Source organism: Scopulibacillus cellulosilyticus (assembly GCF_042665295.1).
Lineage (GTDB): Bacteria > Bacillota > Bacilli > Bacillales > Sporolactobacillaceae > Scopulibacillus_A > Scopulibacillus_A cellulosilyticus.
This window is the reverse complement of sequence record NZ_JBHTCO010000002.1, coordinates 122119-135033: the sequence shown is the minus strand read 5'-3', so window position 1 is coordinate 135033 and position 12915 is coordinate 122119. Positions and strand designations below refer to the sequence as shown.

Here is a 12915-nt window from a genome sequence, read left to right as displayed (position 1 = left end):
GCTCCCAATGGTTATTTAACCATTTAAAAAATTCAATGCAGCTTTCCGGTATATTTGCGTCGTCAAAGCAAGTTCTTCAACTTCAACATACTCATCGATATGGTGAGGGACCTCACGATTGCCTGCACCTGTTGTAATAATTGGTACGCCCGCTATGTGCAGGAAAGTTCCGTCTGTCGCTCCAGGAACGCCATTATAGACGGGCTCCTTTCCAGTGACTTCTGAATAAGCTTGTGCAATCGCCTTAACAACTGGATCATTCTTATCTGTTTTTGTCCAAGGTCTATCTTCAATGACCTCAAATTCCGCTTTGAAATCAGGGTCATCCTTAGCCAGTTTGCTAAAGATGCTGTGAATGTCATTTTGAAGCTTTTCATGATCCTGACCGGGAACCGTACGTATATCAAGAGTCGTCATACATTGATCAGGCATAACATTAATTTGTGCATCGCCTGCCACAGGAGCCTTTAAGATCGTCGGTGTAATACTAGGAAAACCTAACTGCGGATCTTTTCCGAGCCGTTCTTTTTCACGCTTTTCCAATTCATCCAGCTCACAGATGATTTTTGCCATGCGTGTATTGGGATTAATGCCGCTTAAAGGCATGGCACCGTGAGCCATTTTTCCATATGTTCGAATAATAATACGCATTGCTCCTTTTTGTGAAATACATATTTGATTTTCCTCCGGCTCACAAATAATTGCCCCATCAACATCATCGGCCCAGCCTCTTTTTATAAAATGTTTAATGCCAATCATCATCCCCTCTTCATCACATGGAATGCAGAGAATAATTTTCCCTGTAAATGTCTCTTTATCTTCTATTAATGATTGTACAGCAGTTATCGCACATGCCAGATTACCTTTAGTATCATTTGTTCCCCTGCCGTACATTAAGCCGTCAACAATTTCCGCCCCGAACGGATCGTAGTTCCATAATGATTTATCCCCTTCAGTAACAACGTCAGTATGTCCTTCAAACAATAGCGTTTTTCCGGGCAAATCTGAATCTAATATCCCGATGACATTAGGTCTTCCGGGCTCCACTCCCTCGATATGAACTTCTAATCCAATCCCTTTTAGATAATCAGCTATAAAACGGGCTACTTTCTCCTCATTATTATTTGGCTGCTTCGGACGGTAAACACTTGGTATTTGAACTAATTTTTGCGTAAGTTCTATGACTCTTTCCTTATCCCTTAAATAGCCTTTATTTAGATTGGCAGTTTCCATAGAACGCTTCCCCCTTAAAAATTTTTTACGCCTCATTGATTCAATTTGTTTACAAATATGTTTTCACAGCAATATTTTTAACCTGTGTATAATTTCTAAGTGCTTCTAAGCTTTTTTCCCGTCCAAATCCGCTTTTCTTATAACCGCCGAACGGCATTTGAATGCCCCCTCCGGCCCCATAGTTGTTAATAAAAATTTGACCGGCGTTAATTTTATCAGCAAGCCGGTGGGCTCGTCCGATATCTTTTGTCCATATTCCGGCTACTAACCCATATTGAGTACCATTTGCGAGTTTTAAAGCTTCCTCTTCATTATCAAAAGAATAGACAGTGAGAACAGGTCCAAAAATTTCTTCCTGAGACAGCTTGCTTAGAGGGTCAACATTATCCAATACTGTAGGTTTAAAATAATAACCTTGATCTGAATCAGAGATATACGCTCTTTCTCCACCAACCAGAATGTCAACGTTTTCAATTTTTGCAAGATCGATGAACGATTCAATTCTATTTATCTGTTTTTCTGATAAAATAGGGCCGATATCTGGATCAGTGATTCCCGGTCCAATAACAAGGGCATTCATTCGTTCACATATCTTCCCGACAAATTCTTCGTGGATCGTTGATTGAACAAGCAACCGCGCTCCGGCTGAACAAGTTTGACCGGCATTTTGAATGATTGAACGTGTAACCCAATCTAATGCTTCATCCTGGTTGCAATCCTCAAAAACGATGTTAGGCGACTTTCCTCCAAGTTCTAATGTCACTGGGGTAACGTGTCGTGATGCTGCGGTCATGACAGCCATTCCAGTCTCAACAGAGCCGGTAAATGTCATATGATTAATATTCGGATGATCAGAAAGTGCGGCACCTGCTTCATGACCGTACCCTGTCACAACGTTAAAAATGCCCTTCGGTAAATTCGTTTCATCAAAAATTGCTGCAAGCTTTAAGGCAGTAGCCGGTGTATCCTCTGCCGGTTTTACAACAACTGCATTCCATGTCGCAATCGCTGCCGCTGTGCTTCGTGACAAAACCTGCAGCGGATAATTCCACGGAATGATATGCGCGGTAACACCAACAGGCTCACGAACAGTATAATCAAGAATACCAGGCTCAATCGGTATCGTCTCACCTAAAACTTTATCGGCGACGCCCGCATAATATTCAAAATAACGTGCCGCTGCTTCGACATCCGCTTTGGCTTGGGAAATCGGCTTTCCGCAATCAAGTGTCTCCATTTCAGCGATTGCTTCCTTTTCATTGCGAATAGCCTGCGCCACATTGTATAATAGAACGCCCCGTTCATACGGCTTCACCTGCTGCCATTCATGTGACTCAAAGGCATCTCGAGCTGCCTTGACAGCTAAATCAACATCTTCTTGACAACCCCTTGGAATAAAATACAAGGTTTCTAGATTACTGGGATTTATCACTTTAATCGTTTCTTTTGAAGCACTTTCCATCCATTCACCGTTAATATACATACGGTTCATATTCTTTTCCATCTGCTTCTCCTCCAATACGATATTTAAGATGACGATAAACGAGACTGACTCTTCAGTATTTTTTAGAATCTAACCAACATCTTGTCCAGATGTTATCGTTAAATTCCCCGGCCGCCGTCTATATTAAAGATTGCTCCTGTGACCATCCTTGCTTCATCTGAACTTAAGTATACAGCCGCATTTGCAATGTCCTCCGGTTGAATTAACCGACCTAACGGAACACTATCTTTAAATGTCGTCTCCTTCGCTTCTTCCACATCGACACCCTTTGCAGCAAATTGTCCGAGCATGCCCGTATCAGCGGGACCGGGGTTAATGGCATTCACACGAATATTATTTTCAGCAAGTTCTATTGCCAATGCCTGGGTAAACGCCAACACCGCCCCTTTTGAAGCGACATAAGCATTAAGACCCGGCCGGGGACGAACAGCTGAAATTGAAGCAACATTAATAATTACGCCTGCTTTTTGTTCTTTCATTATTGGAACGACTTCACGGCTTGTTAAAAAGTGGGCTTTTATATTAATGTCCATAATACGGTCCCATGCTTCATTTGACACTTTTTCGATAGGGGTTGCGCTCTGTGCTATCCCCGCCGCATTAACCAATATATCTACTTTTCCAAAACGATTAATTGCTTGCTGAACTAACTTCTCAACTTGCTGCTCTTGCGTCATATCAGCTTGTACAATAAGACATTTCTCTTCATCAAAAGAAGCATCTTTTTTTAATGTATCTGCATGTAAATCTGCTGCTGCAACCTTTGCGCCTTCTTCGATAAAACGTTTGACCATGTTTGCTCCCATGCCGCCCGCTGCCCCGGAAATAATCGCCACTTTATTACGTAATCTCATTATTTCTCCTCCTTTGCTTCGAATCCAATTATGATAAAACACCGCTTTTTTTCTTTAATGGCTTTTACAATAGCATCTCCTAATTCATTTGTAGTCGCCGTCCCCATGAGGTCAGGGGTTCTCACTTTCCCATCAACAAGTACTTCTCAATGCTGTCAAGAATAAGATGGTATAAATCGCCATAACCCAAATGATCCATCATCATGGCCACATTTTACATTCATTTCACAATTTTCATTCATTTCAATTTGCAACAGTGTTGCATTCGCTGCATCAATCCACTGATTTCATATCCCATACCTTTTCATCTTGCGCCAGAGTGTACTTCGATTAAAACCTAATTTTTCAGCAGCTTTTGTTTTATTTCCGTTAGTCTCTTCTAATGCCAATGTAATTGCCGCTTTCTCTGATTTTTGTAAATTCAGATTATCAAAAAGCTGTTTTTGCATTTTATTCTTAAAAAAGCCGGCATCTTTCATCATAATCGTTTTTTCATCAGTTAAAAGAACCATTCTCTCAACGACATTACGCAGCTCTCTAACGTTTCCCGGCCAATCATACCGATAAAAAAGTGACAGGACCTCATCCGAAATCCCAAAAATTTTTTTCTTATTCATTTCATTTAGTTCTATTAAAAAGGAGCGAACCAATTCAGGGATATCGGAAAGACGTTTACGTAAAAGGGGCAATTCAAGCGTTAAAACATTGAGTCTAAAATATAAATCTTTACGAAATGTTCCTTGGTTAACCATTGATTCAAGATCACAATTCGTTGCGACGATGATACGGACATCAAGGTATTATCCTCTGTCCGCCAATCCTTCTTACTTGCCTTTCCTCTATCACTCGCAATAACATGGCCTGGATTTGCAAAGGCATTTCACCAATTTCATCGAGGAAAATTGTGATAGATGTTTCTTCATTATATGAAACCGTTTAAGCGATTTTTATCGAAATGAGGTATTTTATATATTCCACTTACAATCCCCTGCTACCTTCCTTAGATATTTAATTAACGTACAAAATTACTCAATTTATTTCCAAAATAAAGTTTTTTATATGTTTTTTAATAAGTTAAATGTGGAAATCATCCCCATGTTGTCCTGTCACTCGCTTCAGGAGGTTTTTCCAACCAATTTCTCTTCGTCGCTATCTTGCTAAATCTGGCAACTTGTATTAAATCCTCTGCAACTGCTTTTTGGCAATGCATAAATATATCCGCTCTCATTGAAGTAAGTGCAGCGTTCCCATAATAAGCTGAAGCTGCCGCAATAAGGAACCCTACATGAAACATCATAAGCTTATTAGAAAAAGGTGCAATATTAGAGGTTGTTATTTCTGATTCAAGCGAACGGGGAGAATGCAAGTCATCTTTTAATAAAATATTGGAAAACAACCCAAGATGTTTATTCGTAATTTTTATACATTGTTGAAGGTAATGACAAACCTCTTTGTCTTTACATACTTGTTTAAAAGCAATTAGCAGTCCTTTTAAAATTGTGCTTTTTTGCAAATTAAAATAAATATTTCCTGCCTCTAAGGTGTTTATTTTTCTAGGTGTTCCTAAAACATCCGCTACATATGTTAAATTTTTAATAAACGATACATGATCAGGTGTGGTATAAAACGGCGGTTTATCGTAAAGCTGTTTTTCTAAAAGCACATCTAAAGATTTATTATAAATTTCCATCGTATCAAGATTACATTGGTGATAAAATTGTCTAATATCTTTACGGATTGAAATACTGAACCCAAGGCCATATCCTTGCATACCGTGCATCGACATCGTATGAATGTAATTAATACAGAATATATCAGTGAATAATGGAGGTGCGTCTAAGTTAACATCTTCATCTGAAAATCCTTTTGGAACTGGGAAGTTTTCTTGATAAAACACACTTTCTAATGTTTTTATATGCTTTAGGGAGATTTCATAGCCCATCTTATATACCCTACGAATTTCCGGGTCTTTAATTGTTTTTAGCATGTATTTAATAATACAAATTTGCAATGTCTCATTGATATAATGTGCCCATAAGTTCGAAATTTCCGGTGATGTTAATCTATCATGATTCTTCTTCATGGTTATACCGCCCATTTCTTGCATTTATTTTTTCTTACTTTCACCAACTTTCCTGTTGTTATGCATCAACAGTTAGCTTACTGCAGCAAACTTGCCCTTAAAAACAAAAAAGGCTGCTCAATTTTTGAGTAACCAAGTTTATCAATGGGCAGATTAGCATTAAATCATATTATTCCATTGGTAAGAATCATGTTTGTTGCAATTCATTTCATTCTTATTAAGCGCCTTGAAAATGACTGCGCTTCAATCAGGTGCATTTTAAACAACGGTGATATTTTTTACATTTTCCCCACATTCTTGTATAATTATATACCATGTTAAGGAGTTGACATAATAAAGTGAAATTTAATAAGAAAAAAATCAACGTTGTAAATCTTCAACAAACTAAAAAAAGTGTGTTTGCTACAGGGATAGGAAACGCTATGGAATGGTTTGACTTTGGCTTATATTCATATTTAGCTGTTATTATCAGTCAAAACTTTTTTAGTGCTGTTCAGAATGATCAGCTGAAATTAGTGTTCACATTTGCAACATTTGCAATTGCCTTTTTAATGCGCCCATTAGGCGGTATTATATTTGGTAAAATCGGAGATAAGTTAGGAAGAAAAGTCGTTTTAACAACCACGATTGTTTTAATGGCTCTTTCCACATTACTAATCGGTTTATTACCTACATATGGTCAAATAGGTATATGGGCGCCTATCCTCTTATTAATAGCTAGAATTATTCAGGGTTTTTCAACGGGCGGCGAATACGCTGGTGCAATGGTCTATATTGCAGAATCTTCTCCAGACAATAAACGGAATATGCTTGGGAGCGGATTAGAAATTGGTACGCTTGCCGGTTATATATTAGCTTCGCTTCTCGCCAGTATACTCTTTATCACTCTATCTGATCAACAGATGGCCTCTTGGGGTTGGAGAATACCCTTTCTGCTCGGATTACCTTTAGGGCTTATTGGATTGTACTTAAGAAGTAGTTTAGAAGAAACACCGATTTTTGAAAATGAACTTTCTGATAATGAAGTCCAAGAGGAAAGCTTCCTGTCTATTTTAAAAAACCATAAAAAAGATATTCTTGTATGTTTTGTAGCTGTCGCATTCTTTAATATTACAAACTATATGTTATTATCATACATGCCTTCTTATTTAGATGAGATTATTGGATTATCTGGTACAGTAGGAACCGTATTAATTACTATTATAATGATTATCATGGTACCGCTTGCTTTAATGTTTGGAAAGCTTAGTGATAAAATTGGAAACAAGACTGTTTTCTTAATTGGTTTAGGTGGATTAACCCTATTATCTGTCCTCGCTTTTTATTTAATAAACTTGAATGCATTAGTATTTATTTCTTTAGGTATTCTAATTCTCGGTGTTATGCTTTCAACTTATGAAGGCACAATGCCCGGATCGTTACCAACGATGTTCTATACAGATATTCGATATAGAACATTAGCAGTAACCTTTAATGTCTCTGTTTCATTATTTGGCGGGACTACCCCATTAGTTTCAACATGGCTGGTCCACCAAACAGGGAATAACTTAGCACCTGGTTTCTATCTAACAATCGTTAGTATTATCGGATTTTTAGTGATATTGTTCTTATTCAGCAGCACTTCAGGAAAATCATTAAAAGGTTCTTACCCAACAGTTGCTTCTAAGTCTGAGTTTAAAGAAGCTGTTGAAAATCCAAAAGACTCATTATGGTGGAAAACAGAAGAAAAAGAAAAATAAATCGAATTAAAAGGTATCTGCTCAAATGAACTTCTATTCGTAAAACAAGTCATGTATAACAAATGCTTCTTATATGATATGGCCAACGTGGACTTTTCACCATGATCTGAAAAGTCCACCTTTCATAAAGCCGAGTTTAAAGAGACCAGAATACTTGGCCAAGTATTCTGGTCTCTTTTTCCGAACAGCGTAAATAAAGTCGTGTAAAGGGATGTTGCGGCGCCCCTAAAAGAGAAAATTAATGATTGTCCCGACTGTCCTTATTCTAAACAACAGCACAGAAAGACATTTGCGGTGGCAAGCCAACGAAAATAGATAGGGTTTAGCCGAACAGGAAGTATAATAAATGGATCGGTAAACCCTATTATCTATGCTGTTGTTAATCTTATTATATGCATTTTTTTATGGTTAGCTTCCATATTACACTTAGTTAAACATTGACTTTTAAGAATTCTTTCAGGAACCTAATCAAATCAGAGATATTTGTCAGCGATAGGTCAGAGATTTTAAATTATGTCAAGAAATTACTAAGACTATTCTTAACCATTTTGGCGTCTTCACCTTCGATAATAACCAGACATTTACCTAGCACCAAAATTAAAGAATCGTCACCATTTCCAGGCCGCTGCTATCACAATAAATAACTCCAACTAGGGGTACGGAAACGATTCGCAGATTGAGGGGCCACTTTGGAAAATAATAGCTAATACCAGTAACCGATAACTGGTATTATATTTTTATATATTGACATGCCCATCGGGGGTATGGTAAATTTGTTTTGTGATAACAAACTGATATTTCAGACAGTAACTCTGCCTTTACTATGTTTGACTAAGGGATTGGGAGATTTGTCAATATCTTTGATCAAATTCCTCCCCTATCTTCTTTTATGTTATAGATATAGGCCAATTTTCATTTGTGCGTAAAAATAATAAAATGTTTTTAGTTAATAAAATTGTATGAATCCTTAGGGCGATAATTTATTTGAAAACAAAAGGTGATGGTCATGAGTAAGGGTTAATAAATAGGCATAGAAGATAGGTATCCTAATACGATTGAAAAAAGAAGTATAGAAAATTGGGAGGGAAAACTTTGAGTAGAGAAGAATTGTATAAAAAATCATATTTTAACCGTATTGGTGAATTAAGTGATCTTGTACCAGATGTTTTTAAAGCTTTCATGAATTTTGACAGACTGGCATTAGCAGAGGGGAAACTAACAAAAAAGCTAAAAGAATTAATCGCCATTGCGGTTGCTCATACAACAGGCTGTCCTTATTGTATTGAACTTCATGTTAAACAAGGAAAATCGAAGGATGTTTCTAAAGAAGAAATGTCTGAAGCCATAATGGTTGCAACAGCCTTAAAGGCAGGCTCTGCGCTTGCTCATGGAGCGAATGCCTTAAATGCATACGATCAAAATGAAGACGAAGAATTGTATAGAGCATCATATTTTCATAGATTAAAAGAATTCTCAAAACTCAATGGAGAAGTTTTTAAGTCATTTGTTGATTTTGATGGAAAAGCAATGAAAGAAAGTACTTTAAGTGTAAAAGAGAAGGAATTGATTGCGGTTGCGGTTGCTCATACAACGGGATGCCCATACTGTATTGACGATCATACGAAAAGGGCAAAACGGGCAAATGTAACAAAAGAAGAACTAGCAGAATCTATTATGGTTGCAACGGCATTAAAAGCAGGTTCAGCTTTAGCTCACAGTGTGAATTCCTTAAATGCATATGATTCATAAAATAGAGATTTAAGATTCATATATCTTCATACTTTATGGGTCTTCGTTCACCTACATAGGCGGGCAAACTTACGAATATAAAAACTTATTTTTTTGATAAAGTTATTTTAGAATGGCTATATAGGTCGCGAAAGGCGGCCTTTTTTGCTTCTTTATAAGAAGATTAGGCAGGTGTATGTATGAAGAAACAATCTCTAATAGGGGTAGAGTCAGGAAAATGGGGTATCTGTACTCTGAAAATCATTAGTATTTAAAGTATTGTATGAAGAAAAATTGAGTGAAAAGTTTCTTTCCCCTTTTTAATTCATCTCCCATAACTTATGTGTCCCATACGGGGTATATCATTAATTGCAACAGACGACAGACGGGCGTTTCTTTATTCAATTAAACGGCCCTTTTGGAATTAATAAAGTATTTTTATTTTAGTCTTATAATGCACTTTATGTAAACCGAATTGTTTTATAAAAGGGGGCCAGTCCCGAAAATGCGATCTTTTCCATGTTTTTGTTTTTTATAAAACAAAATTAACGCCTCAGACAAAAAACTGAGGCGTTAATTAAAATAAAAGCTATGTCCTTAAACTGCCATATTTTCTTGATTTTCAGCATGATTCTTTTTCAGTTTACGATTATGCAAAGTAAAGAAAACAATGCTGAGTATCAGCATAACCACTAAGAAAACAGCCAGGATGAGCGCGTTATGTTTTAACATGCCAGTTTGATCCCCGGCGATAATATTTCGGAATCCTGCTATGCTGTAGTTCATCGGCAGCCATTGCGGTATGCTTTGCAGCGGTTTCGGTATCAATTGGATTGGATATGTGCCCCCGGTTGTTGTCAATTGCAGGGTAAGGATAATGATGACACAGAATCTGCCCGGATTGCCAAAGGCACTGGCAAAGAACTGAATCAATGCCATAAATGTTAAGCTGGCTAAAATACTAAATAGAATAAACGTCATTGGATGGCCGACTTTTAATCCTAAACCAAATAAGACGATTATATCGGCAATGACGGCTTGTGCTATACCCATGACGGCCATCACAAAATATTTGCCTAAAGCCCAGCTGATACCTGTTCTTGGCTCTAATGCAGGTTTTCTTAAGTCATAAATAATCGTTAACATTAATGCCCCGACAAACAATCCGAGTGACAGGAAGTATGGCGCCAGACCATAGCCGTAGTTATTAACGTGCGAGTGTGTGTTGTTATGCAGATCAATAGGTTTTGCAAACATATCTGCATGATCGTTATTTTTTGGTATGCCCGCCGTTTCTTTATGTGCATCGCCAAGCTGCGTAAACAAATCCTGATTGCCTTTATGAATATCAGACACACCGTTTGCCAGTTTCGATGTACCATCTCCGATTTGATTCGTTCCATTAGATAAAGCTGACATGCCGTCAGACAGCTGCCCGATACTGTCATTCAGTTTCTTACTGCCTGCAACCAATTGATTCTCGCTGCTATTTAATTTCTCTATACTGGAAGTCAGCGTTGCCCAGTTTTCTTTAAGGGAATTTGTACCATCAGCAAGCGATTTCGCCCCTTCAGATAATTGACCCGTTTGACCCGGCAATTGATTAGCCTTTTTTTGGAATTGTTCCATACCGGAAACCACTTGACCCTGTGCTTCTTCAAGTTTTTTATAATTATTGACTAACTCATTCTGAGCGGATGCCAATTGATTGGCACTTGAAGCAAGTTGTTTCACTTTGTCGCTGACACCAGGCTGCTGGATCTCCGAAAGCATTTGTTTCGTCTTTTCATTCACTTGGTTAACAGCACCATTTTCGGTTTCGCCCATTTGTATTATCTTTTGAAAATCCGGATCTTTAGCCGCTTCAGGGTGCCTTTTCTCATAATCTTGCAGTGCACTGGAAAGTTGGTCACTGCTGTCTTTCGCTTTGCCTAATCCGTCAACAAGCTGGGTTAATTGCTGCATATTATTTCCTAATTGATTAATGACAGGCTGTGCTTGACTGACGCCATTTTCAAATGCTTGAACAGCTTGTTGTTCCTTCTCAAGACCAGCGCCTATTTTGTCCATATTGGCTTTTATCTGTTCCGAACCGTTTGTCAGCTGCTCGTGAGACTGTGATAATTGATTCATTCCCTGATTTAATTCTCGAAGCTTATTGGCCAGCGTGCTGGCACCATCAGCCAGCTTTTGGATATCGTTGGACTTAGACTCAGTTTGTGAATAAAGTTCTTGTGTCCCATTTGATAATGCTGTTAAGCCATCGTGTAATTGACCTGATCCTTGAGAAATCTGGTCCGTACCATTTGTTAATTGTTCACTGGCACTGGCCAAATCTGACACATGCTTTTTCAAAGCGTTAAGGCCTTTCTCGGCATCCGCGCTGCCATCGGCCAATTTCCCAGCCCCGTTACTAGCCTTTTTAAGTCCATCAGATAGTTCATCTAATTGATGATACATAACTTTCGCATAAGTTTCAGTGATCTGATTGGCAGCTTTGTTTTTAACTTCTTTAGCCCCTGTCTCGCTCATAATCGAAGCAATATAGTTGTAATCGCTGTTTAATTGATATGAGAGCGGCAATTTTTTTATTTTATCATCATTAATTGTGGCAGCATCTTTAGAAAATTCCTTTGGAATGGTGATGATCATAAAATATTTATTATCATTAAAACCTTTTTTGGCCTGATCGGCATCGACAAAACGCCAATCAAATTGTTTATTTTTCTTTAATTCATCTGCTAAATGATGACCGATATTCACATGTTCTCCTGCCAGTATAGCGCCTTTATCATGGTCTACGACCGCTACCGGCAAATCTTGAGTATTTGAATATGGATCCCAAAAGGCCCATAAAAACATCCCGCAATATATAATAGGAATTAAAGCAACACCGATCAATGAAATCAGTAATTTTGGTTTTTTCCTAATGGATGCGAGTTCTGAAAAAAATAAACGAAATGCATTCACAAGCAACATCTTCCTTCCTGAAAATAATTGACCATTTCAGTCATACAGTCAAAAAAGGCAAACATATTTCCCTTGAAAATGAATAACAAGGGATCTATGACTATATATATGATCTTTATCTTTTTTCAAGTCCATTGGCGAAGTAAAGATCAAATAAACCGGCAATCTCCTCTTTATCTAAAGGTTCATGCCTTTGTTCCCATTCAAAAACAATCGCGATATAAAGCCTAAGCATAACAAAGGCAGTTATTTCAGGGTCGCAATCGACAAGTTCACCCTTTTCAATAGCCAGCCGAATATGCTTCTCAAGAAACGATAAAATAGCATCTTCAAATTTACCTAAGGCTTGTTTTGCCGGCAATGTCCCGATATCCTTTACTTCTTGGGTCATTTTAATGGTCAGCTGATGATCCTTTCTCAAAGATAAGATCCCGTAAAGGGCGCGGTGCAAATTCACAAAGAAAGTATCATTCTCATCAATGGCCGCTTCCGCAATAACCTTGGCTTGATGTATAAATTGATCCATAATTTCATTAAATAATTCCTCTTTGTTTTTGAAAAAATTATAAATTGTTCCTTTACCAACATTTGCAATTTTCGCTACTTGATCCATTGTCGTACCTTTATACCCAAAAAGCGCAAATGATTTTTCTGCTGCTTTTAGAATGCTTTCTTTTCGCCCATTCATAAAAAGCCCCACCTTTTTTGACCAAATGAACATTTTGGTCAATCAGTTCTAACAAATCATAATATATCATGAAATAAACCGGTAAACAATATAATTACCGGTTTATTTTTCAGTTA

At 37.7% G+C, this 12915-nt stretch carries 10 protein-coding genes; 2 read left to right on the top strand and 8 right to left on the bottom strand.

Going from position 1 to position 12915, the window contains the following annotated elements:
• Window positions 1-15 precede the first annotated feature (15 nt).
• The 6 genes from ACFQRG_RS01705 to ACFQRG_RS01680 all read right to left on the bottom strand — a co-directional run bounded on the left by ACFQRG_RS01705 (window position 16) and on the right by ACFQRG_RS01680 (window position 5674).
• Complete coding sequence (locus tag ACFQRG_RS01705) at window positions 16-1233, bottom strand: M20 family metallopeptidase (RefSeq protein WP_380962982.1); 1218 nt, start codon at window positions 1231-1233, stop codon at window positions 16-18.
• Window positions 1234-1282: 49 nt separating this feature from the next.
• The gene (locus tag ACFQRG_RS01700; RefSeq protein WP_380962980.1) at window positions 1283-2737 is read right to left on the bottom strand and encodes an aldehyde dehydrogenase family protein; all 1455 of its coding nucleotides are present in this window, start codon (window positions 2735-2737) and stop codon (window positions 1283-1285) included.
• A gap of 98 nt (window positions 2738-2835) precedes the next feature.
• Window positions 2836-3591 (bottom strand): glucose 1-dehydrogenase, encoded by a 756-nt coding sequence (locus ACFQRG_RS01695; RefSeq protein ID WP_380962978.1) that lies wholly within the window; start codon window positions 3589-3591, stop codon window positions 2836-2838.
• A gap of 287 nt (window positions 3592-3878) precedes the next feature.
• Window positions 3879-4343 carry an AAA-type ATPase lid domain-containing protein gene (locus ACFQRG_RS01690; RefSeq protein ID WP_380962976.1) on the bottom strand — a complete coding sequence of 155 codons (465 nt, stop codon included), beginning with the start codon at window positions 4341-4343 and terminating at the stop codon, window positions 3879-3881.
• A 40-nt stretch (window positions 4344-4383) separates the two neighbouring features.
• Window positions 4384-4449: a hypothetical protein gene (locus tag ACFQRG_RS01685; protein ID WP_380963241.1), complete on the bottom strand. Its 66-nt coding sequence runs from the start codon at window positions 4447-4449 to the stop codon at window positions 4384-4386.
• Between the two features lie 229 nt (window positions 4450-4678).
• Complete coding sequence (locus ACFQRG_RS01680) at window positions 4679-5674, bottom strand: DUF3231 family protein (protein WP_380962974.1); 996 nt, start codon at window positions 5672-5674, stop codon at window positions 4679-4681.
• Window positions 5675-6012: 338 nt separating this feature from the next.
• On the opposite strand from ACFQRG_RS01680, the gene ACFQRG_RS01675 reads away from it, so the two are divergent.
• A complete protein-coding gene (locus ACFQRG_RS01675) occupies window positions 6013-7413 on the top strand; it encodes an MFS transporter (protein WP_380962972.1) in 1401 nt (466 codons plus the stop codon).
• Between the two features lie 1092 nt (window positions 7414-8505).
• Window positions 8506-9162, top strand: a complete 657-nt coding sequence (locus tag ACFQRG_RS01670; protein ID WP_380962970.1) for a carboxymuconolactone decarboxylase family protein — start codon at window positions 8506-8508, stop codon at window positions 9160-9162.
• 576 nt (window positions 9163-9738) lie between these two features.
• On the opposite strand, the gene ACFQRG_RS01665 is transcribed toward ACFQRG_RS01670, so the two are convergent.
• Together ACFQRG_RS01665 and ACFQRG_RS01660 are read right to left on the bottom strand one after the other, a co-directional pair.
• Window positions 9739-12111, bottom strand: coding sequence for a YhgE/Pip family protein (locus ACFQRG_RS01665; protein WP_380962968.1), 2373 nt, complete (start codon window positions 12109-12111; stop codon window positions 9739-9741).
• Window positions 12112-12226: 115 nt separating this feature from the next.
• Window positions 12227-12799, bottom strand: coding sequence for a TetR/AcrR family transcriptional regulator (locus ACFQRG_RS01660; RefSeq protein ID WP_380962966.1), 573 nt, complete (start codon window positions 12797-12799; stop codon window positions 12227-12229).
• Between the last annotated feature and the right edge of the window lie 116 nt (window positions 12800-12915).

Coding starts and splice junctions, on each gene's coding strand:
- ACFQRG_RS01705 (WP_380962982.1), bottom strand. CDS start 1,233: ATGGAAACTGCCAATCTAAATAAAGGCTATTTAAGGGATAAGGAAAGA.
- ACFQRG_RS01700 (WP_380962980.1), bottom strand. CDS start 2,737: ATGGAAAAGAATATGAACCGTATGTATATTAACGGTGAATGGATGGAA.
- ACFQRG_RS01695 (WP_380962978.1), bottom strand. CDS start 3,591: ATGAGATTACGTAATAAAGTGGCGATTATTTCCGGGGCAGCGGGCGGC.
- ACFQRG_RS01690 (WP_380962976.1), bottom strand. CDS start 4,343: ATGGTTAACCAAGGAACATTTCGTAAAGATTTATATTTTAGACTCAAT.
- ACFQRG_RS01680 (WP_380962974.1), bottom strand. CDS start 5,674: ATGAAGAAGAATCATGATAGATTAACATCACCGGAAATTTCGAACTTA.
- ACFQRG_RS01660 (WP_380962966.1), bottom strand. CDS start 12,799: ATGAATGGGCGAAAAGAAAGCATTCTAAAAGCAGCAGAAAAATCATTT.